The organism is Rhodococcus sp. DMU1, from assembly GCF_012272955.1.
In the GTDB taxonomy this organism is placed as follows: Bacteria; Actinomycetota; Actinomycetes; order Mycobacteriales; family Mycobacteriaceae; genus Rhodococcus; species Rhodococcus aetherivorans.
Window position 1 is genome coordinate 3,119,985 of the sequence record NZ_CP050952.1, and the last position, 22,040, is coordinate 3,142,024.

At 72.5% G+C, this 22,040-nt stretch carries 18 protein-coding genes; 16 read left to right on the plus strand and 2 right to left on the minus strand.

What is annotated here, in order from left to right; translation table 11 throughout:
• Window positions 1-4: 4 nt before the first annotated feature.
• The 4 genes from HFP48_RS14475 to HFP48_RS14490 all read left to right on the plus strand — a co-directional run bounded on the left by HFP48_RS14475 (window position 5) and on the right by HFP48_RS14490 (window position 4,656).
• On the plus strand, window positions 5-1,153 hold the full coding sequence (locus HFP48_RS14475) for a thiolase family protein (RefSeq protein WP_168579676.1): 1,149 nt from the start codon (window positions 5-7) through the stop codon (window positions 1,151-1,153).
• 377 nt (window positions 1,154-1,530) lie between these two features.
• Complete coding sequence (gene soxR / locus HFP48_RS14480) at window positions 1,531-1,983, plus strand: redox-sensitive transcriptional activator SoxR (RefSeq protein WP_006936821.1); 453 nt, start codon at window positions 1,531-1,533, stop codon at window positions 1,981-1,983.
• Window positions 1,984-2,105: 122 nt separating this feature from the next.
• The gene (locus HFP48_RS14485; RefSeq protein ID WP_006936819.1) at window positions 2,106-3,137 is read left to right on the plus strand and encodes a tyrosine-type recombinase/integrase; all 1,032 of its coding nucleotides are present in this window, start codon (window positions 2,106-2,108) and stop codon (window positions 3,135-3,137) included.
• A 145-nt stretch (window positions 3,138-3,282) separates the two neighbouring features.
• Entirely contained in the window at window positions 3,283-4,656 is a 1,374-nt protein-coding gene (locus HFP48_RS14490; protein ID WP_168579677.1) for an NAD(P)/FAD-dependent oxidoreductase, read from the plus strand.
• 70 nt (window positions 4,657-4,726) lie between these two features.
• Here HFP48_RS14490 and HFP48_RS14495 read toward each other — a convergent pair whose 3' ends face one another.
• Window positions 4,727-5,173: a PaaI family thioesterase gene (locus tag HFP48_RS14495; protein ID WP_168579678.1), complete on the minus strand. Its 447-nt coding sequence runs from the start codon at window positions 5,171-5,173 to the stop codon at window positions 4,727-4,729.
• Window positions 5,174-5,386: 213 nt separating this feature from the next.
• Window positions 5,387-6,106: a hypothetical protein gene (locus tag HFP48_RS14500; RefSeq protein ID WP_006936805.1), complete on the minus strand. Its 720-nt coding sequence runs from the start codon at window positions 6,104-6,106 to the stop codon at window positions 5,387-5,389.
• A gap of 142 nt (window positions 6,107-6,248) precedes the next feature.
• Here HFP48_RS14500 and HFP48_RS14505 point away from each other — a divergent pair, with 142 nt between their 5' ends.
• From HFP48_RS14505 to HFP48_RS14560, 12 genes are all read left to right on the plus strand, one after another.
• On the plus strand, window positions 6,249-7,667 hold the full coding sequence (locus HFP48_RS14505) for an iron ABC transporter permease (RefSeq protein WP_168579679.1): 1,419 nt from the start codon (window positions 6,249-6,251) through the stop codon (window positions 7,665-7,667).
• 98 nt (window positions 7,668-7,765) lie between these two features.
• Window positions 7,766-8,761, plus strand: coding sequence for an iron chelate uptake ABC transporter family permease subunit (locus HFP48_RS14510; protein ID WP_231386020.1), 996 nt, complete (start codon window positions 7,766-7,768; stop codon window positions 8,759-8,761).
• Window positions 8,758-9,681, plus strand: coding sequence for an ABC transporter ATP-binding protein (locus HFP48_RS14515; RefSeq protein ID WP_168579681.1), 924 nt, complete (start codon window positions 8,758-8,760; stop codon window positions 9,679-9,681). Before HFP48_RS14510 ends, HFP48_RS14515 begins: the two co-directional genes overlap by 4 nt.
• 9 nt (window positions 9,682-9,690) lie before the next feature.
• Window positions 9,691-10,113 carry a BlaI/MecI/CopY family transcriptional regulator gene (locus tag HFP48_RS14520; protein WP_168579682.1) on the plus strand — a complete coding sequence of 141 codons (423 nt, stop codon included), beginning with the start codon at window positions 9,691-9,693 and terminating at the stop codon, window positions 10,111-10,113.
• Between the two features lie 17 nt (window positions 10,114-10,130).
• Complete coding sequence (locus HFP48_RS14525; RefSeq protein WP_168579683.1) at window positions 10,131-11,084, plus strand: M56 family metallopeptidase; 954 nt, start codon at window positions 10,131-10,133, stop codon at window positions 11,082-11,084.
• A 70-nt stretch (window positions 11,085-11,154) separates the two neighbouring features.
• Window positions 11,155-12,606 (plus strand): NADP-dependent phosphogluconate dehydrogenase, encoded by a 1,452-nt coding sequence (gndA, locus tag HFP48_RS14530; RefSeq protein WP_029543818.1) that lies wholly within the window; start codon window positions 11,155-11,157, stop codon window positions 12,604-12,606.
• A gap of 42 nt (window positions 12,607-12,648) precedes the next feature.
• On the plus strand, window positions 12,649-13,518 hold the full coding sequence (locus HFP48_RS14535; RefSeq protein ID WP_029543820.1) for a DMT family transporter: 870 nt from the start codon (window positions 12,649-12,651) through the stop codon (window positions 13,516-13,518).
• 10 nt (window positions 13,519-13,528) lie between these two features.
• Window positions 13,529-14,968: a GuaB1 family IMP dehydrogenase-related protein gene (locus HFP48_RS14540; RefSeq protein ID WP_168579684.1), complete on the plus strand. Its 1,440-nt coding sequence runs from the start codon at window positions 13,529-13,531 to the stop codon at window positions 14,966-14,968.
• Between the two features lie 314 nt (window positions 14,969-15,282).
• The gene (locus HFP48_RS14545; RefSeq protein WP_168579685.1) at window positions 15,283-16,665 is read left to right on the plus strand and encodes a hemolysin family protein; all 1,383 of its coding nucleotides are present in this window, start codon (window positions 15,283-15,285) and stop codon (window positions 16,663-16,665) included.
• Window positions 16,662-17,747: a hemolysin family protein gene (locus HFP48_RS14550; RefSeq protein ID WP_029543826.1), complete on the plus strand. Its 1,086-nt coding sequence runs from the start codon at window positions 16,662-16,664 to the stop codon at window positions 17,745-17,747. Before HFP48_RS14545 ends, HFP48_RS14550 begins: the two co-directional genes overlap by 4 nt.
• Window positions 17,748-17,853: 106 nt before the next feature.
• Window positions 17,854-18,744, plus strand: coding sequence for a 3-methyladenine DNA glycosylase (locus HFP48_RS14555; protein WP_168579686.1), 891 nt, complete (start codon window positions 17,854-17,856; stop codon window positions 18,742-18,744).
• Window positions 18,745-18,861: 117 nt separating this feature from the next.
• Window positions 18,862-21,966, plus strand: coding sequence for an AAA family ATPase (locus tag HFP48_RS14560; protein ID WP_168579687.1), 3,105 nt, complete (start codon window positions 18,862-18,864; stop codon window positions 21,964-21,966).
• Window positions 21,967-22,040: the final 74 nt, after the last annotated feature.

The window sequence follows — 22,040 nt, forward strand, 5'->3', positions numbered from 1 at the left end:
AACTATGAACGACGTTGCCATCATCGGTGTGGGCCTTCACCCGTTCGGCAGATTCGGTACCAAGTCGGCCATCGAGATGGCCGCCGACGCGATCCAGCTCGCCCTCGCCGACGCGGGTGTCGCATGGAAAGACATCCAGTTCGGCATCGGTGGGAGCTACGAGGTGGACAACACCGACGCCGTCACCCGGCTGGTGGGTCTGACCGGCATACCCTTCACGAACGTGTTCAACGCCTGCGCCACGTCGGCGAGTGCGATCGAACAGACGGCGGACGGGATCCGCTCCGGCAAGTACGACATCGGGATCGCCGTCGGGACCGACAAGCACCCCCGCGGCGCCTTCACCGCCGACCCGGCGATGCTGGGGCTGCCGTCCTGGTACGCAGAGAACGGCCAGTTCGTCACCACGAAGTTCTTCGGCATGAAGGCCAACCGGTACATCCAGGAGCACGGAATCTCGCACGAGACCCTGGCCCGGGTGGCGGCGAAGAACTATCGCAACGGTGCGCTCAACCCGAAGGCGTTCCGGCGCACGACGTTCAGCGTGGACGAGATCCTCTCCTCCCTGATGCTGAACTACCCCCTGACGGCCAAGATGTTCTGCGCCCCCGACGAGGGCGCCGCGGCCGTGATCATGTGCCGCGGGGACCTGGCCGCCCGCTACTCGTCCACCAAGCCCGTGTACCTGCGATCGACGGCGATCCGGACCCGCCGGTACGGCGCCTACGAGGTCCACGCCACCTGGGCGGCCGTCGACGAGGACGTCTCGCCCACCGTGTACGCCGCCGAGGCGGCCTACGAAGCCGCCGGCATCGGCCCCGAGGACGTCGACGTCGCCCAGCTCCAGGACACCGACGCGGGCGCGGAGGTCATCCACCTGGCCGAGAACGGCTTCTGCGCCGACGGCGACCAGGAGAAGCTCGTCGCGGAGGGTGCGACGGAGATCGGTGGCTCGCTCCCGGTCAACACCGACGGCGGGCTCATCGCGAACGGCGAGCCGATCGGCGCGTCCGGCATCCGGCAGGTGCACGAGCTGGTGGTGCAGCTGCGCGGACAGGCCGGCGACCGCCAGGTGCCGGGCAACCCCCGCGTCGGGTACGCCCAGGTCTACGGCGCGCCGGGTACCGCCGCCGCGTCGATCCTCTCGCTCTGACCCCCGCCGTGCGCCGCCCTCGCCCACCACGCTCCTATCCATGATAACCATAATGATGGATAATCACCGTTATCCATCATGCGTCGCGGGTTCCGCAGCCGGTGCCCTCCCCGGGCGCGCACGGAACGCCACCGCGTCGGCAACCCCGGGGCCGGTGCCCTTCTCCCCGCGTGGTCGCACCCGCGACGGACCGCCCGTGCGGCCGTGCGCGGCCCCGGGGGCAAACCCGCGCGGTAGACCCCGGCCGCGGCACGCCTTCTCCGCCCCCGGCCCGGCCCTCTCCCCGCACGGCACCCCCCTTCCGCGTCGACGTAGATTCGGGTTCGACAGGTATGGTCGGTTCCGCCGGGCCGGCCCGGGGTACGGGAGGGACGTCGATGCGGCCGAGCGTGTGGTTGACCCCGGGCGAGCTGTCCGCCCGCTCCGGGGTGGCGGTGTCCGCGCTGCACTACTACGAGGCCCGCGGCCTGATCGACAGCAGGCGCACCTCCGGGAACCGGCGCACCTACCGGCGCGACACGCTGCGTCGCCTGGCGTTCATCCGGGTCGCCCAGGGCGTCGGAGTCTCCCTCGACGAGATCCGGGAGGCGCTCGATTCGTTGCCGGACAGCCGGGTGCCCACCGCCGCGGACTGGGCCCGGCTGTCGCGGCAGTGGCACGACCGGCTCACCGAGCGGATCGAGGCGCTCACCGCCCTGCGGGACAGTTTCACCGACTGCATCGGTTGCGGCTGCCTGAGCCTGGCCTCGTGTCCGCTGGCCAACCCCGGCGACGTGCTGGGCGCGCAGGGGCCGGGACCGCACCGGCTCGGCAGGTCCGTGCCCCGATAGGAGTCCGGCACCCGCGCCCCGCCTCGGGTCCCACTCCCCTTTCCTGTTGTCACACCGTTCCCGTCGGTCCCGGATGTCACACTGGTATCGCACAGGTGTACGACCGGTACGTGAGGAGGGGCATGACGAGCCGGGTGGATCCGGGGTTGCTGGACTGGGTCGCCGCGTATCTCGAGACGTTGCAGACGGCGAAGCGGTCGGCGCACACTGTCAAGGCGTACCGACTGGATCTGCAGGCGGTGTGCGAGGAACTCGGCGTCAAGCTCTCGGTCGCCCCGGAGGACCTGTGCGTGCAGGACATCACGATCCGGGCGATGCGCTCGGCGTTCGCCGCGTTCGCGCGGGAGCGGCAACCGGCGTCGGTGCGGCGGGCCTGGTCGGTGTGGAACAGCTTCTGCAACTTCCTCGTCTCCGAGGGGGTGTCGGAGGGCAACCCGATGGCGTCGATCGCCCAGCCGAAGCGGCCGCAGCACACCCCGAAGTCGTTCACGCCCAAGGCGATCGGTCAACTCGTCGACACCCTCACCGTCGAGGCGCAGCGCCCCGCCGCCTCGGGCCGGGAGTGGCCTCAGCGCGATCTGGCGCTCATCGCGACCCTGTTGCTGACCGGCATCCGCTCGGAGGAGCTGATCCGCCTCGATCTCGGCAGCGTTCTCGGCGGCACCGAGGCGCCCGTGCTGCGGGTGATGGGCAAGGGATCGGTGGAACGGCGGATTCCGCTCGAGGAGAGCTGGACGGCGATCGTCTCCGGGTACCTCGAGGAGCGCTACACGCGGTTCCCCCCGTCCCAGCGGTCCCGGCGCGGCGACGACGAGACGCCGGCGGTGTGGGAGCGCTATCCCCCGTCCGATCCGTTGTTCGTCGGCGCCGACGGCCGGCGCATCACCCGCGGCACGCTGCAGTACCGGGTGCGGCGGATGTACCGGATGGCGGGCATCGAGGGTGAGCGCAAGCGGGGCGCCCTCGCGCACGCGCTGCGGCACACCTTCGCCACCAGTCTGGCCGACGGCGGCGCGACGATGGTGGAACTGCAGCAGTTGCTCGGACACCGGTCGCTGCAGACCGTGCAGATCTATACGTCGGCGACGGACGACGCGGTCCGGCACGCCGCGCGGCACAATCCGGTCTACGGGCTGCTCGACCGGCGCGAGTGAGGCCCGGCGCGCGGGGCCGGCCGGTGGCGGGACGCGTAAGCCTGTGGTGAGCGGGTATTGCTGACAGACTGGGGGCGGCGCGGGAGCCCCGTCGCTCGTCCCGCCACCGGTTGCCCGGTCGACCCGAGACATCGAGGAGCACGGAATGAGCATCCAGTCGGTTGAGCCACGTCGTCACCATGTCGTGGTGATCGGATCCGGATTCGGGGGCCTGTTCGCCACCAAGGCCCTCGCACGTGCCGACGTGGACGTCACCGTCGTCGCTCGGACCACGCACCACCTCTTCCAGCCGCTGCTGTACCAGGTGGCGACGGGCATCCTGTCGGTGGGCGACATCGCGCCCCCGACCCGCCTGGTGCTGCGCAAGCAGAAGAACGCGCAGGTGCTGCTCGGCGACGTCGAGTCAATCGATCTGACGCAGCAGACCGTCACGTCCCGGTTCCTCGAGCACGAGACGGTGACGCCGTTCGACAGCCTGATCGTCGCCGCCGGTGCCGGGCAGTCGTATTTCGGCAACGACCAGTTCGCCGAGTTCGCGCCCGGCATGAAGACGATCGACGACGCGCTCGAGCTGCGCGGCCGGATCCTCGGGGCGTTCGAGCAGGCGGAACTGTCCGAGGATCCGGCCGCGCAGCGGCGGCTGCTCACGTTCGTGGTGGTCGGGGCGGGCCCCACGGGGGTGGAACTCGCCGGGCAGATCGCGGAGCTGTCCCATCACACGCTCCGGGGCGCGTTCCGCACCATCGATCCGTCGTCGGCGCGGGTGGTGTTGCTCGACGGGGCACCGGACGTGCTGCCGGTGTACGGGGGCAAGCTCAGCGCCAAGGCCCGTCAGACCCTCGAGAAGCTCGGCGTGGAGATCCAGCTCAACGCGATGGTCACCGACGTGGACGCGACGGGCCTGACGATCAGGGAGAAGGACGGCACCGAGCGCCGGATCGAATCGCAGTGCAAGGTGTGGTCGGCGGGCGTGTCGGCGAGCCCGCTGGGCCGGCAGCTCGCCGAGCAGTCCGGCGCCGAGGTCGACCGGGCGGGCCGGGTCCAGGTGAATCCGGACCTGTCGCTGCCCGGTCACCCGAACGTGTTCGTCATCGGCGACATGATGTCGTTGGACAAGCTGCCCGGCCTGGCGCAGGTGGCGATGCAGGGCGGTAAGTACGCGGCGCGGCAGATCGTGGCGGGCCTGTCCGGTCACAGTCCGGCCGAACGCAAGCCGTTCAAGTACTTCGACAAGGGTTCGATGGCCACGATCAGCCGGTTCAGCGCGGTCGCGAAGGTCGGCAAGCTCGAGATCAGCGGGTTCGTCGGCTGGGTGGCCTGGCTGGGGATCCACCTGCTGTACCTGGTGGGGTTCTCGAACAAGCTGTCGACCCTGCTGTCGTGGGCCACGACGTTCCTGACCCGGGGCCGCAACGAGATGGCCTCGACGGAGCAGCAGGTGTTCGCCCGCAACGCGATCGATCGGCTGCAGCGGCACACCGAGGAGACCGAACGCGGCAGCCGCCGCGCCGCAGGCTGAGACGCGGCCGCCGCCGCGCCGCGGGCTGAGACGCGGACTGAGGCCGGTTCCGGTGACCCCACCGCTGTGGTCAGCTCCCCAGGGCGTCGGGATCGAGGATGTTGGCGAGGCGCACCTGCCCGTGGGCGACGGTGCGGTCCTGTTCGTCGGTGATGGCGACCTGCCACAGCTGCTGGCTGCGCCCGCGCTGGATGGGGGTGGCGGTGGCGGTGAGCACACCCTCGCGGGTGGCGCGGATGAAGTCGGTGTTGTTGTTGACCCCCACCACCTTGCCGCGGTCGCCGAGCCAGATGCTGCCGGCAAAGCTGGCGACGGACTCGACGACCGCGCAGTAGACGCCGCCGTGGACGATGCCGAACGGCTGGTGCTGGGTCGGGGTGACGGTCCAGTGCGCGCGGACCCGGTCCGGGCCGAGTTCGGTGAACTCGAGGCCGAGGACGGAGCCGAAGCCGTTGTTGTGCTGTTCGGTGACGGCCGCGGGGTCGGTCAGGTGCTCCTGCGTGGGCAGATCGGTCATGTGTCACTCCGTCCGGGTCGTGCCAGCTCCCTGGCGCGGGCCCGGCGGCGGTCGCCGGGTCTGGAAGGGATGCTAGGACATCGCCGGTGGCACGCAGTGCCGGGACGAGCCGGCGGGCCTCGCGTCGTGGACGCGAGGCCCGCCGCGGGAAGGACCGGGAGTCTCTGCAGCCCTCAGGACTCCGGCGCGGTCCGGCGGTCGCAACACTCTCGACTATAGGGAAGGCTTGCCTAATTTGGCAAGCCCTCGGACCGGCAGGCCCAGCGTCAGGAACGCATCCAGCAGAAGCTGGCCGCGACGCGCCGCGACGGAGCGGGAGGTGCCGGCCAGCAGGGGAATCTGGGCCGCACCCGCCACGACGGCGCGGCCCAGGAGGGACCAGAACCGCAGCGCGTCGGTGGGGGCGCACAGTGCCAGCGAGGCGTGCGCGGCATGCAGCGCGGTGCCGGCCCGGTGGGCGGTCCACCGCGCGAGCGCCTCCTCGCACGGCAGCACGACGACCGTGTCGTCGGCGGCCGCGGGATCGTCGGGCAACACGCGCAGGGTGTCGTCGGCGACCGCGGCCCAGTCGATGCCTCCGTCGCTGTCCTGGTGGATCCACAGGTTGTCGAGTCCGGGGTCCCAGCAGCGCGCCTCGAGCAGGTAGGGGGCGAGCACCCGGCCCGCGACGACGTGGACGAGGGCGCCGGCCACCTGGTCGGCGGCGATCCGCGGGTCGGCGACATCCTCGAGCGCGCGGGCGTGGAGCAGCGCGATCCGCCGGTCCCGCTCGGCGTCGGCGAGCCGCCACCAGCGGCGGCGCGGCTCGTCGTCGATGCGGGCGACGGCGTAGACGCGCGGGGCGTGCGGCGTCAGCAGGCGCAGGCGGGCGTCCGTGTCCACGAACGCGCGGACCTGCGCTGCGGTGGATCGGGGTGGCAGCAGGGTTGTCATCCACACCTCCTGATCGGCGAGCTGCTGTGGTTAGGTAAGCCTAACCATTACATTACGGGCCGGCGGATGCAACCCGGAAGATAGGGTTCGGTAACCTAACCTCCGTTCGGCCGAGTTCGCGTCCCCCGAGGAGCCCGCCCCTGTGACCACCCTCCGCCCCCCGGACACACCGGCCTCCGCCGCTGTACCTCCCTCCCTGGCCCGACGCCTCGTCGCCGAGGCCCTCGACCTGGCCCTGCTCGCCGTTCCCGCCGGCATCGGCCTGCTGCTCGTGCAGGCACTCGCCGACGCCAACGGCGGCGGGCAGACCGACCGGGTCGTCTTCGGCGGCACCGCACTGGCCGCCACCGTCGGCCTGCAATGGTGGAACCGCGGGCACCGCGAGGGCAGCACCGGGTGCAGCCTCGGCAAGCAGTGGACCGGCCTGATCACGCGCGACGCCGCGGACGGCGGCCCGGCCGGCACGCGGCGCAGCCTGCTGCGGCGCGGCACCGAGGTCGTCACCGACCGCGTCGCCGCCGCCGCGGGCTTCACCCCCCGCGCCGCCGACACGAGCCTCGCGGCGCTCCGCCGTCGCCGGCTCCTCGGCCTGCTCGCCATCGGCGGCGTCCTGGGGGTGGTGCTGCTCGCCGGGATCGCCGTCGGCGCGCGACCGATGACCATCGCCGAGGTCGTCCACGCGCTGACCGTCGACGACGGCTCCGACACCGACGTCATCGTGCACACCCTGCGGATCCCGCGCACGGTCCTCGGACTCGTGGTCGGCATCGCACTCGGCGTCGCCGGCGCCCTCATCCAGGGCCACACCCGCAATCCGCTGGCCGACGCGGGCCTGCTCGGCCTCAACGCGGGCGCCGCGTTCCTGGTGGTGCTCTCGATCTACCTGCTGGGCATGTCCACCCCCGCCCAGTACCTGTGGTTCGCCTTCGCCGGGTCCCTCGCCGCCAGCGTCGTGGTCTTCGGGCTGTCCTCCCTCGGCGGTGGCCGCGCCGGGCCGCTGAGCCTGGCCCTGGCCGGCGCCGCCGTCGCCTTCTTCCTGCAGGCCATGACGCATGCGGTGGTGCTGCTCGACCAGACCACCCTCGACGGATACCGGTTCTGGATCGTCGGCTCCGTCGCCGGACGCGACCTCGAGGTGCTGTGGCAGGTGCTGCCGTCCCTCGCGGCCGGGCTCGTCATCGCGGTGGCCAACACGCCCGGCCTCAACGTCCTCGGACTCGGCGAGGACGTGGCCCGCTCCCTCGGCACGAACGTCGTCGCGGCCCGCACCGTCGGCATCGTCGCCATCACCCTGCTCACCGGCGCGGCCACGGCGGCGTGCGGGCCGATCGCGTTCATCGGGCTCGTGGTCCCGCACGTGGCGCGGGCCGTCACCGGACCCGACTATCGCTGGCTGGTCCCCTATTCGGGCCTGCTCGGCGGCGCGCTGCTCGTCCTCGCCGACGTGATCGGCCGGATCGTCGTGCGGCCCGGCGAACTGCAGGTCGGCATCGTGCTCGCGCTGATGGGGGCGCCGTTCTTCATCGCCCTGGTCCGCCGGCGCCGGCTGGTGGCGCTGTGACCGCGCCCGCGACGACGCACCCCGCACCGGACCGGCCGACGGTCCCGTCCCGCCCGGCCCTGCGGCTCGGCCCGATCTCGCTCGTGTGGCGCCCGCGCATGGTGGTCGTGTGCCTGGCGCTGGTGGTGGCGACGTTCCTGCTGCTGTGCGTGGGCCTCGGCCGGGGCGACTATCCGTTGTCGGTGCCGCAGGTGCTCGCCGTCCTGGCCGGCGGCGGGGAACAGCTCGACCGGTTCATCGTGCTCGAGTTGCGGCTGCCCCGCGGCCTGGCGGCGGTGCTCGTCGGCGCGGCCCTGGCCGTCTCCGGGGCGCTGACCCAGACGGTCTCGCGTAATCCCCTGGCCAGCCCCGACATTCTGGGCATCACGGCCGGGGCGAGCGCGGCCGCCGTCGCCCTGATCGTCGCCACCGGGTCCGGAGTGCTCGGCGGGGCGCTCGGCGCGCTCGGCCTGCCGCTCGCGGCGCTGCTGGGGGGCCTGCTCACCGCGGCGGCGGTGTACGTGCTGGCCTGGCGCGGCGGCGTCGAGGGCTTCCGGCTGGTGCTGATCGGCATCGGCGCCAATGCCCTGTTCGTCGCGCTGACCAACTGGATGCTCGTCTCGGCCGACATCAACGACGTCTCGCAGGCCCAGGTGTGGCTCACCGGGTCGCTCAACGGCGCCGGGTGGTCCCAGGTGGTGCCCACGGCGCTCGCGCTCGCCGTGCTCGGCGGCTGGCTCGTCACCGGCGCGTTCACGATGGGCGCGCTGCGGCTCGGGGACGACACCGCCCGCTCGCTCGGGGTGCGGCTGCAGACCCAGCGGGCGGTGCTGCTGCTCTCCGCGTGCGCGCTGGCCGGGATCGCCACCGCGGCGGCCGGCCCCATCGGGTTCGTCGCATTGGCCGCCCCTCAGGTCGCGTTGCGGCTGGTCCGCTCCCCCGGCCCGCCGCTGATCGCCTCGGCCCTGACCGGGGCGGCGCTCGTCGTCGCGGCCGACATCCTCGCCCGGACGGTGCTGCCGGTGGCCCTGCCCGTCGGGCTGGTCACCTCCGCGCTCGGCGGCCCGTTCCTGCTGTACCTGCTCGTGCGCTCCAACCGAAAGGTCTCCGTATGACCGGCATCTCCCGCGACATCGGCGCGCCCGCAGCCCAACCGGCGGCGGCCGCGTTGCCGCGGCTCGTCGCCGAGCACCTGGCCCTGGGCTACGGCGACCGGCTCGTCGTCGACGACCTGGATCTGACCGTGCCCACCGGCGTGATCACCACGGTGATCGGTCCCAACGGTTGCGGCAAGTCCACCCTGCTGCGGGCCCTGGGCCGGCTGCTGCGCCCGCGTCGCGGCACCGTGCTGCTCGACGGGCACGCGATCTCCTCGATGCGCACCCGCGACGTCGCGCGGGTGCTGGGGATGCTGCCGCAGGCCCCCGTCGCGCCGGAGGGCCTGACCGTCGCCGACCTCGTCGCACGCGGACGGCATCCGCACCAGTCGTGGCTGCGCCAGTGGTCCGCCGACGACGAGGGCGAGGTCGCCGTCGCGCTGGAACGCACCGGCATCGCGGATCTGGCCGACCGCCCGGTCGATCAGCTCTCGGGCGGGCAGCGGCAGCGGGCGTGGATCTCGATGGCGCTAGCGCAGGGCACCGACATCCTGCTGCTCGACGAGCCGACCACCTATCTGGATCTGGCGCACTCGGTGGAGGTGCTCGACCTCGTCGACCGTCTGCACTCGGAGCTGGGGCGCACCGTGGTGATGGTGTTGCACGATCTGAATCTCGCGATCCGCTACAGCGACCATCTCGTGGTGATGAAGGACGGGCGGATCGTGCGGTCGGGGGCGCCGGCGGAGGTGATCACCGAGGAGTTGCTGCGGGAGGTCTTCGCGCTCGACGCCGCGGTGATCGACGATCCGGTCTCGGACCGGCCGCTGATCGTGCCGATCGGCACCCGCCACGTCGTCGGCACCGCGGGTGGCCCGGCAGCCACGAGAACACGTACTACTTCGGGTAGTACGACACGTACGTCGGAGACCCGGTAAACTCGTGTCATGGCAGCACTCGGAGAACTCGAACGCGCAGTGATGGACCACCTGTGGTCCTCCACCGAACCCCAGACCGTCCGGCAGGTCCACGAGGCCCTCGCCGCCCGGCGCTCCCTCGCGTACACCACCGTCATGACCGTTCTCCAGCGCCTCGCGAAGAAGAACCTCGTCATCCAGCAGCGCGACGACCGCGCCCACCGCTACGTGCCGGTGCACGGCCGCGAAGAACTCGTCGCCAGCCTCATGGTCGACGCCCTGGAGCAGGCCGACGAGTCCGCCGGCCGGGTCGCCGCCCTCGTCCACTTCATCGGGCGTGTCAATCCCGACGAGGCCGCCGCGCTGCGCGAGGCCCTCGCCGCCCTCGAGGCCGAGGAGGAAGGGCACGCCCGTCCCGCCGTCGCCGACCCGGGTACCGGTCGGGCGAGCTGACTGGCACACTCGGTGCCATGAACGCGACCACTGCGCTGGTCTTCGGAATCCTTGCGCTGCTGCTGGCAGGACCGGTACCGGCCCTGCTCAGTCGTGCCACCTGGCCGTACCGCAACCCCCGCGCCGCCCTGGTGCTGTGGCAGGCGGTGGCCCTCGCGGCCGTGCTGTCCGCGTTCAGTTCCGGCCTGGCCATCGCGTCGCTGCTGCTCGTCCCCGGCGAGGACGGCCGCCCCACCACCGCCCCGCTGCAGGAGATCGACGCGCTGGGCCTGCCCCTGTGGCTGACCTACGTGGTGGTCTTCGCCCTCACCCTGCTGATCGGTGCACGGCTGATGTATTCGATTCTGCGGGTCGGCGTCCGAACCCGCCGCCGCCGGGCCCGGCACCGCATGCTCGTCGACCTGCTCGACCGGCGCGACAGCGGCGCGACGGTACGCCAGCTGTCCTACGTGCGCGTCCTCGACACCGCCGAACCCGTCGCCTACTGCCTGCCGGGCCTGCGGCACCGGGTCGTGCTCAGCGAAGGCACCCTCGACCACCTCGGCGACGACGAGATCCGCGCCGTCCTCGGCCACGAGCACTCGCACCTGCGGGCCCGGCACGACCTCGTGCTCGAGGCGTTCACCGCCGTCTACGAGGCGTTCCCCCGCTGGGTGCGGTCCAAGTCGGCGCTCGGCTCGGTGCAGCTGCTCGTCGAGATGCTCGCCGACGACTCCGCCGTGCGCGTCACCGGACCCACCCCGCTGGCCCGGGCCCTGGTGGCCTGCGCCGGCGCCCGCACCCCCCAGGGCGCCCTCGCCGTCGGTGGCCCCTCCACGCTGCTGCGGGTCAAACGCCTCGCCGAACCCGGACCGGACCTGCGCACCGCCGTCATCGCGTACGCCGCCGCCGTCGCGATCCTCGTCGTCCCCACCATCGCGGTCGCCGTGCCGTGGCTGACCGAACTCGGCCGCCTGCTGCGCGCCTGGTGAACCGGCGCCGGCCCCACCCGTAGCACGCCCCCGATTTCGATCCCGTCCGGGTTCGGGGGAAGCTGTACCCATGACCGTCGAACGCACCGAGAATCCCCGCGCCCAGATCGGCGTGACCGGCCTGGCCGTCATGGGATCGAACATCGCCCGTAACTTCGCCCGCCACGGCCACACCGTCGCGCTGCACAACCGCAGTGTCGCCAAGACCGACGCCCTGCTCGAAGCCCACGGCGACGACGGCGACTTCGTGCGCACCGAAACCATCGAAGAGTTCGTCGCCGCCCTGCAGAAGCCGCGCCGGGTGCTCATCATGGTCAAGGCCGGCGAGGCCACCGACGCGGTCATCGAGGAACTCGCGAACGCGATGGAACCCGGCGACATCATCATCGACGGCGGCAACGCCCTCTACACCGACACCATCCGCCGCGAAGCCGCACTGCGCGAACGCGGCCTGCACTTCGTCGGCGCCGGCATCTCCGGCGGCGAGGAAGGCGCCCTCAACGGGCCGTCGATCATGCCCGGTGGCCCCACGGAGTCCTACGAGGCCCTCGGCCCCCTTCTCGAGTCCATCTCCGCCCACGTCGACGGCACCCCGTGCTGCACCCACATCGGCCCCGACGGCTCCGGCCATTTCGTGAAGATGGTGCACAACGGCATCGAGTACGCCGACATGCAGCTCATCGGCGAGGCCTACAACCTGCTGCGCGACGCCCTCGGCTACGACGCCACGACGATCGCCGACGTGTTCTCCGAGTGGAACACCGGCACCCTCGAGTCCTACCTGATCGAGATCACCGCCGACGTCCTGCGCCAGACCGACGCCACCACCGGCAAGCCCCTCGTCGACGTCATCGTCGACGCCGCCGAGCAGAAGGGCACCGGCCGCTGGACCGTCAAGTCCGCCCTCGACCTCGGCGTCCCGGTCACCGGCATCGCCGAAGCCGTCTTCGCCCGCGCCCTGTCCGGCTCCCGCACCCAGCGCGCGGCGGCCCGCGGCCTGGCCTCCGGCGCCCTCGGCGACAAGCCCGCCGACGCCACACAGTTCACCGAGGACATCCGCCGCGCCCTGTACGCGTCGAAGATCGTCGCCTACGCCCAGGGCTTCGACCAGATCGCCGCCGGCAGCGCCGAATACGGCTGGAACGTCGACCGCGCCGCCCTGGCCACCATCTGGCGCGGCGGCTGCATCATCCGCGCCCAGTTCCTCAACCGCATCAAGGAGGCCTACGACGCCGACCCGCAGCTGCCCAGCCTGATCCTCGCCCCCTACTTCCGCGAGGCCATCGAAGCCGGCATCGACAGCTGGCGCCGCGTCGTGGCCACCGCCACCATGCTCGGCATCCCCGTCCCCGCGTTCGCCTCGTCGCTGTCGTACTACGACGGGCTGCGCGCCGAACGTCTGCCCGCGGCCCTCACCCAGGGCCAGCGCGACTTCTTCGGCGCCCACACCTACGAGCGCATCGACGCCGACGGCAAGTTCCACACCCTCTGGAGCGGCGACCGCAGCGAGATCCGCGCCTGACCGCGCCCGCACCGACGCCGCCGTAGGGCATAGTTTGTGCCCATGAGCGGCACCGTCACGGCGTCCGTCGTGTGCGCGCTGGCCGCCGCGATCCTGTTCGCGGCGGCCAGCGTCGCCCAGCAGCGCTCCGCCGAAGCCGTCCCCGCCGGCGAGTCCCTCGTCGCCGCCCTGATCCGCAGCCCCCGCTGGTGGGCCGGGGTACTCGGTGACGGCGGCGGCTACCTGCTGCAGGTCGCCGCGCTCGCCCTCGGGCCGGTCCTGGTGGTCCAGCCGCTGCTGGTGTCGTCGCTGCTGTTCGCCCTCCCCCTGTCCGCGGCGTTCTCCGGGTCTCGCATCACCCGTCCCACCTGGCTGACCGCGGCGGCACTGTGCGCGGCTCTCGTCGTGTTCCTCGTCGTCGGCGACCCCACCGCCGGGGAGATCGACGCCCCCGGGCACGAGTGGGTGCTCCCGCTCGGCGTGGTGTGCGCCGTCGTGCTCGCCGCCACCGCGATCGGGCTGTTCGGCCGCGACCGCGGCACCCGGGCGCTGGCCCTCGGCGCGGCCAGCGGCCTGCTCTACGGGGTGGCGGTGGCGTTCACCAAGTACGTCACCGACCTGTTCGAGCACGGGCTGCGGCCCGTGGTCGGCGCCTGGCAGACCTGGGCCCTGGTCACCGCCGGCCTCCTCGGCGTCTACCTGCAGCAACGCGCCTTCCAAGCCGGCCCGCTCGCCGCATCCCTGCCGGCCGTCACCATCGGCGAGCCCCTCGCCGCCGTCTTCCTCGGCATGACCGTCCTCGACGAACGGCTCCGGGTGGACGGCCCGGGACTCGCCCTCGTCGTCGCCTCGGTCGGCGTGATGCTGATCGCCACGGTGGCGCTCTCACGCAGCCAGGCCCGGCTCACCGCACCCGCCGGCGCCGGCGCGTAACATTCGCCGGGTGCGCTTCCTCGACGGTCACCAGCCCCCGTACGACCTGACGTACGACGACGTGTTCCTCGTCCCGGACCGATCCGCCGTCGCATCCCGGTTCGACGTGGACCTGTCCACGGTCGACGGCTCCGGCACCACCATCCCCATCGTGGTCGCCAACATGACCGCCGTGTCCGGCCGCCGCATGGCCGAGACCGTCGCCCGCCGCGGCGGGCTCGTCGTGCTCCCCCAGGACCTGCCGGCCGGCACCGCCGCCGAGACCGTCGCGTTCGTCAAGAGCCGCCACCTCGTCGCCGACACCCCCGTCACCCTCGGCCCCGAGGACTCCGTCTCCGACGCCCTCGCCCTGCTGCCCAAACGCGCCCACCGCGCCGTCGTGGTGGTCGACGAGAACCGCCGCCCCGTCGGCGTCGTCACCGAGGCGTCCTGCCGCGAGGTGGACCGGTTCGCGCGGCTGCGGTCGGTCGCCATCCGCGACTTCGCCACCGCCCCCGTCGGCTCGTCCCCGCGGGAGGCGTTCGCGCTGCTCGAGGCCAAGCACGACCCGTTGGTTGTCCTCACCCACGACGACGGCACCCTCGCCGGGGTCCTGACCCGCACCGGCGCCATCCGCGCCGGCATCTACAGCCCGGCCGTCGACGCCGACGGCGCCCTGCGCATCGGTGCCGCCGTCGGCGTCAACGGCGACGTCGCCGCCAAGGCCGCCGGACTGGTCGACGCCGGCGTCGACCTGCTCGTCCTCGACACCGCGCACGGGCACCAGGAGAAGATGCTCGACGCCCTGAAGCGGATCAAGGCGCTCGATCTGCCCGTCCCGCTCGTCGCCGGCAACGTCGTCTCCGCCGCCGGCACCCGCGAACTGCTCGACGCCGGCGCGGACATCGTCAAGGTCGGCGTCGGCCCCGGCGCCATGTGCACCACCCGCATGATGACCGGCGTCGGGCGCCCCCAGTTCTCCGCCGTCGCCGAATGCGCCCACACCGCCCGCGACCTCGGCGCGCACGTGTGGGCCGACGGCGGCGTGCGTCACCCCCGCGACGTCGCGCTCGCCGTCGCCGCCGGCGCCGCCAACGTCATGATCGGGTCCTGGTTCGCCGGCACCTACGAATCCCCCGGCGAGCTGCGCTACGACGAGACCGGACACCCCTACAAGGAGAGCTTCGGCATGGCCTCCAAGCGCGCGGTGGCCGCCCGCACCGTCGACGACTCCGCCTTCGACCGCGCCCGCAAGGCCCTGTTCGAGGAGGGCATCTCCACCTCCCGGATCCGCATCGACCCGCAACGGCCGGGCGTGGAGGACCTGATCGACCACATCTGCTCCGGGGTGCGCAGCACCTGCACCTACGCCGGCGCCCGCACCCTCGAGGACCTGCACGAGCGGGCCGTGCTCGGGGTCCAGTCGGCGGCCGGCTTCGCCGAGGGACGGCCCCTGCCCACCGGTTGGTGACCGCGCCGCCGCTGCGGAGCCGGACACGGCCCGTAGAATGAGGCCTCACCGTGAAACGCCCGCCCCTTTTCGATGATCGGGCCCGACGAGAGGAACCCGGTGCCCGCGGCACCCACCACCACTTCGACAGGACCCCTGGCCACCGCGGCCGACGCGGAGTCCGACTCCGCCGGTTCGGAGGGCTCCCCTAGCGAGCCGGGTGACAAACCCGGCGGGACCTACTCGACACCGGAGCGCAGCTTCCATTCGGCACCGGAGCGGAGCTCCCGGTCGGCACCGGAGCGGAGCTCCCGGTCGGCACCGGGACGGTGCTGATGTCCGTCTTCCTGTCCATTCTCAGCCTGGTCGGCTTCATCGCCCTCACCGCGGGCACCGCCGTGTTCGTGGCGGCCGAATTCTCCCTGACCGCCCTCGAACGCAGCACCGTCGACGCCCACGCCCACGCCCGCGACGGCGACCTGCGCGCGCGACAGGTGCAGCACGCCCACCGCACCCTGTCCTTCCAGCTCTCCGGCGCCCAGCTCGGCATCACCATCACCACCCTGATCACCGGCTACCTCGCCGAACCGGTCCTCGCCCGGTTTCTCGACCCGCTGCTGCGCGCGGCCGGGCTCGGCGCCGGCGTGGCCTCCGGCATCTCCCTGGCCCTGGCGCTGATCATCGCCACGTCGTTCTCGATGATCTTCGGTGAGCTCGTGCCGAAGAACCTCGCCATCGCGCGGCCCCTGGCCACCGCCCGCGCCACCGCGGGCCTGCAGGCCGGCTTCTCGCTGGTCTTCAAGTGGGCCATCGTCGGGCTCAACGGCGCCGCCAACCGGATCGTGCGGCGATTGGGCATCGAACCGGCCGAGGAACTGCGCTCGGCGCGCTCCCCGGAGGAACTCGGTTCCCTGGTCCGGGCCTCGGCGGAACGCGGCGCCCTCGACGAGAACACGGCGCTGCTGGTCGGGCGCTCGCTGCGCTTCGGGGAACGCACCGCCGAGGACCTCATGACCCCCCGCGTGACCATCGAGTCACTCGACGTCCACGACACCGTCCTCGACCTCATCGACGCCTCGTCACGCACCGGCTACTCCCGCTTCCCCGTCGTCGACGGCGATCTCGACGCCACCGTCGGCGTCGTGCACGTCAAGCACGCGTTCACCGTGCCCGCCCGGCGCCGCGCCCACACCCAGCTGCGCACCCTCGCCCGGCAGGTGCCCGTCGTGCCGTCCACCCTCGACGGTGACGCGGTCATGGAACGGGTCCGCTCCGACGGCATGCAGGTCGCGCTCGTCGTCGACGAGTACGGCGGTACCGCCGGCATCGTCACCATGGAGGACCTGATCGAGGAGATCGTCGGCGACGTTCGCGACGAGCACGACGAACCCGAGCCCGAGGCGCAGCGCGTCGAGCAGGGCTGGTCCTGCTCCGGGCTGCTCCGCATCGACGAGGTGGCCCACCTGACGGGATACCTCGCCCCGGACGGCGAGTACGAGACCCTCGGCGGCCTGATCCTCACCGAGCTCGGGGAGATCCCCGCATCCGGCGACGAGGTGCTGCTGCCGCACCGGCCCGGCGACGCCCATCACCGGTGGCGTGCCCACGTCCTCGAGATGGACGGGCACCGCATCGACCGGGTCCTGCTCGTCCCCGTCGACGAGCCCGCCGGCGAGGACGACCACGCACCGGACGACGAGAGGGGGGACCGGCGATGAACGACTGGCTCGCGGTGCTGCTCACCGTCCTGCTGCTCGCCGGCAACGCCTTCTTCGTCGGCGCCGAGTTCGCCCTCATCACCGCCCGCCGCGACCGGCTCGAAACCCTCGTCGGGCAGGGCAAGAAGAGGGCACGGACCGTCATCGACGCGGGCGAGCACCTGTCGCTGATGCTCGCCGGGTCCCAGCTCGGCATCACCATCTGCTCGATCCTGCTCGGCCGCGTCGGCGAACCGGCGATCGCCCACCTGATCGAACAACCCATGCATGCGCTCGGCGTCCCGGACTCCCTGCTGCACCCGATCGGCTTCGCGCTCGCCCTCGCGATCGTGGTGGTGCTGCACATCCTGCTCGGCGAGATGGTCCCGAAGAACATCGCCATCGCCGGACCGGAGCGGTCGGCGATGCTGCTCGTGCCGGCACACCTGCTGTTCATGAAGGTGGCCCGGCCGCTGATCGCCTTCTACAACCTGTGCGCCAACGTCAGCCTGCGGTTGCTGCGGGTGGAACCGAAGGACGAACTCGACGTCACCGTCACCGAGATCGAACTGTCCGAGATGATCGGTGAGTCCCGCTCCGAGGGGCTGCTGGACGAGGAGGAACACCGGCGCCTGACCAAGGCACTCGCGACGAGCGGACGAACCGTCGCCGACGTGACGATCCCCCTGTCCGGGGTCCGCACCGTTCCGCTCGGCCCGGCCGGCACCACCCTCGGGGCCGTCGAGCGGGCCGTCATCGAGACCGGCTACTCCCGGTACCCGGCGGAGACCCCGGCCGGGGAACTGGCCGGCTATCTGCACCTGAAGGACGTGCTCGACCTCGTCCGCGACGAGTCCGCGGGACCGGACACGATCATCGCGACCGCGGAGATCCGGCCGTTGCCGCCGGTGCCGGTCGACGCCCCCCTCGACGACGCCCTGTCGCTGCTGCGGCGCACCAGTTCCCACCTCGGCGGAGTCGTCGACGAGCACGGCAGGGTCATCGGCATCGTCGCGCTCGAGGACCTCGTCGAACAATTCGTCGGCACCGTGCGCGACACCACCCACCGGATCGCCGACCCGGGACCGGGACCCCGGACGTGAACCCCGCCCCGACCACCCCGGCGCCCGCCGGCCGGCGGCGCCCCCGCCGGCACGGCACCGCGATGGAATCATTGCAGCACCGATGCAGTCGTTACGGGCGGGAACCATGAGTGCGGTCCTGGCACCCGAGCAGTGGCTGCCGCGCCGGGAGCGGCACCGCCACCGGCTGACGGCGCTGCTCGGCCCCTACCTCGACCGGCGAGCGCGCGGCGCCACCCACCCGGTGATCGACTTCCTGTTCACCTACTACAGCTTCACGCCGTCCCAGCTCATGCGCTGGCACCCCGGCTTCGGATCCACCCTCACCGGCTCCGCGTCGGCGGAGTACGCCACCCTGCGGGGCTACCGGACCACCGGCACCGGGGTCACGGTCGCCCCCACCCACCTGGCCCGGCGGCGCGAGACCGTCCGATACGTCGCCGGCCTGCTCGAGGCCACCGCATCCCGGCCCGCGCACTTCGGCTGCTTCGGTCTCCACGAATGGGCGATGCTCTACCGCACTCGGCCCGAAGACGTCCGCCACAGCGCCGTACCCCTGCGCCTCGGCCACACCGGCACCGACGCCGTCGTCGAGTCGTTGCAGCTGCGCTGCACGCATTACGACGCGTACCGGTTCTTCACCCCGGACGCCGGCCCCCTCAACATCGAACCGCTCACCCGCGACGACCAGGTACGGCGGGAACAACCGGGCTGCCTGCACGCCGCCATGGACCTGTACAAATACTGCTACAAGCTCACCCCGCTGCTCGACACGGACCTGACGGTCGACTGCTTCGAGCTGGCCTACGCCGCCCGGGAACTCGACATGCGGGCCAGCCCGTACGACCTGAGCGAGTACGGCTACCCCCCGGTACCGATCGAAACACCCCGCGGACGAGCGGAGTACGTCCGCGAGCAGACGGTCCTGGCCGAGCGGTCCACCGCGCTGCGCGCGGCGCTGCTCGACCGGTGCCACCGGCTGCTCGACGCCGACCGGGAGCACGCCGGCCGCCGCTGAGCGGACACCGCCGCCTGCCCTCTCCCCGGGACGTCCCCGGCGCGCGACTCGGCACCCGCGACGATCGATATCCCTCCCCGCCGGGTCTACGCTGAAGTCTGGAGAGGCCACGACCCGATGCTGTACGTCTCCGTCCTGGGTGAGCAGTCGATCACCGACGACACGACCGGCGCCGTCGTGACGCGGTCCCCCCGCGGCACGACCCTGGTCGCCTACCTCGCCCTCCACGCCGGAGTTCCACAGCCCCGCCAGCTCATCGCCCCCCTGTTCTGGCCCGACTCGACGACCGCCCAGGCCCTGACCAACCTGCGCCGCGAACTGCACCACCTGCGCCGCGCCCTCGACGACGACCCGGCCGTCGGAGTGACCTCCCGGGATCTGTGCTGGCGCGACACCGAGACCAGCCGGGTGGACCTACGGACCTTCACCGTCGAGTACCACGCCGCCCTGGCGGCCGCGACGAGCGGCGACGACGAGGCGGCGCTGCGGCACGCCACCACGGCGCTCGCCGAATACCGCGGCTCCCTGCTGCCCGGCATGTACGACGACTGGATCCTCGAGGCCCGTTCGGATCTCGAACGGCACTGCGTCGACCTGTGCGATCTGCTGTGCCGGCTCCGGGTCCGCACCGGCGACCTCCCCGGGGCGATCGACGCCGCCCGCCGCCGGATCCACCTGCGGCCCCTGGAAGAGGGCGGATACCGCACCCTGATGCACCTGCAGGCCGAGCACGGCGACCGCGCCGCCGCGGTGAGCACCTATCACCGCTGCGCCGCCCTCCTCGAACGTGAACTCGGGGTGGCACCGGACCCGGCGACGCGCACACTCGCCGACCGCCTGCTCGCCCACGCGGCCCCCACCGCGGCCGCCCGCCCGACCGCCGAGCCGGCGGCCCGGCGGCCCGGACTCGCCGCCCCGGCACTCGTCGGACGCTCACGCGAACTCCGTCGGCTGCACGAGGCGTGGCGCACGGCGGCCGCCGGCCGCCCCACCCTCGTCCTCGTCACCGGCGGCGCCGGCGTCGGCAAGACCCGCCTGGTCGCCGAGATCGCCGACACGGCCCGCGCACAACCCGCAGTGGTGGCGAGCACCCAGTGCTTCGGAACGTCCGGACGGCTCGCCCTCGCCCCGGTCGCGGACTGGCTCCGCACCCCCGCGGTCCAGCCCACGCTCGCCGCGCTCGACCCGCTCTGGCGCGCCGAGGTCGACAGGCTCGTACCGTCCGGCACCACCCGCCCGGAACCCGGCGCCGGCCTCCGGGCGATGGTCGACGCCTGGCAGCGCCTCCGGTTCTTCGAAGGCCTGGCGCGGGCCCTGATCGGCGGCGGCCGCCCGGTCCTGCTGACCCTCGACAGCATCCAGTGGTGCGACCCGGAGACGCTGACGTTCCTGACGTTCTGCCTGTCCCTGACCCCCGACGCGCCCCTGATGGTGGCCGCGACAGCCCGCACCGACGACACCGACGAGAGCCGGGACCTCGAGCAATGGGCCGTCCGGATGCGGACCGCCGGTCTGCTCACCGAGCTGCCACTGCAGCCCCTGGGGGTCTCCGGCACCGCCCGCCTGGCCGAGGCGCTCGGCGGGTGCCCGCTCGACCTGCAGGACGCCGAACTGCTGCACGCGACCACCGGAGGCTTCCCGCTCTACATCATCGAAGCGATGCACAGCGGACCGGACCTCGCCCCCGCCGGCAGCCTGGCCGACGTGCTGCACGACCGGATCGAGCAGGTGAGCCCCGCCGCACGGGACGTCGCCGGACTCGCCGCGGCGGTAGGCCGCAACTTCACCCTCGACCTGCTCACCGAGGCCAGCGACCTCGACGCCGACGCCGTGGTGCGCGCCGTCGACGAGCTGTGGCAACGCAGAATCCTGCGACAGTTCCGCGACGGCTACGACTTCTCCCACGACCTGCTCCGCGACGCCGCCTACGCCCGGATCAGCCCGCCCCAGCGCTGGCTGCTGCACCGCCGTCTCGCGCAGAGCCTCGAATTGCTGCACGCCGACGACAGCGACAGCGTCTCGGCGCAACTCGCCGAGCAGTACGCCCGCGGGGGACGACCGGACCGGGCAGTGGCCTACTACCGTCGCGCGGCCGATGTCGCCTCGAGCACCTTCGCCCACACCGAGGCGATCCGACTGCACAAGAAGGCGCTCGTCATCGCCCGCACCCAATTCGAGGGGCGCAGCGCCGCCGTACAGGAACTCGCCGTCCGCGAAGCGATGGCGGCGCCGCTCAACGCCAGATACGGCTACTCCTCCCCCGAACTGCAACAGACCCTCGAGCGCTCGATCCGGCTGGCCGCATCCCTCGGCCGCAAGGACTCCCTCCTGGCCGGCCTCGTCGGGCTCTGGTCGTCGCGGTTCGTGCAGGGAAACATTGCCGGCGCCCACGAGGTGGCGACCCGCGCCCTGACCCTCGTCGACCCCGGCTCCCCGCTGAGCGGATCGGCCCACTTCGCATTCGCCGGTTCGGCGGTCGAGCTCGGCCGCCCCGAGGAGGCGCTCCACCACTTCGACCGCGCGGCCGCACTGACCCGGGGCGCTCCCTCGTTGACCGTCGGCACCCGGCCCGACGTGCACGGCAGCGCCTGGGCGGCACACGCCCACTGGCTGCTCGGCCACAACGACGCCGCACTGACCTGCTGCAACGAGGCCGTCCGGCTGGCCCGGACGATCGATCATCCGTACAGCCTGGCCGTCGCCCTGGCCTACAGCGGCATCACCCACCACCTGCGGGCAGACCCCGCCGCCCTCGACGTCGCCGTCGCGGAACTGACCGACCTGTGCGTCCGGTACGGATTCGCCTACTACAGCGAGTGGGCGCTGATTCTCGGCGGTTGGTCCCGCGGCGGCGAGGCCGGCCTCACGCAGGCGCGGCGCGGCATCGACACACTCCGAGCGGCCGGTTCGTTCGCCCGGATGCCGTACTGGCTCTCGCTGCTCGCCGACCTGTCGGTGCGGGAAGGAGATCCCGGCGCCGCCCGCGCCGCGCTCGATGCCGCCCTCGTCGCCGGACAGGCCCGCGACGACCTGTGGTGGCTGCCCGAGGTGATGCGGATGCGCGCGGCGCACGACGACCACGACGCCGCGATCGCGCGGCTGCGCGCCGCCGCCCGGACCGCGGCCGCCCACGGCAGTGCCGCCCTGCTCCGGCGCTGCGCGCGGGACCTCGCCGAACGCGGCGTTCACCTGCCGCTCCCGGGCGTTCCCCCGGCCCCGTGACCGGCTGCGCGCACTCGAACGCTGCGCGAACGCCTTCTTCCTAGGGTCGACGGTACAACGCCCGCAACGGCGAG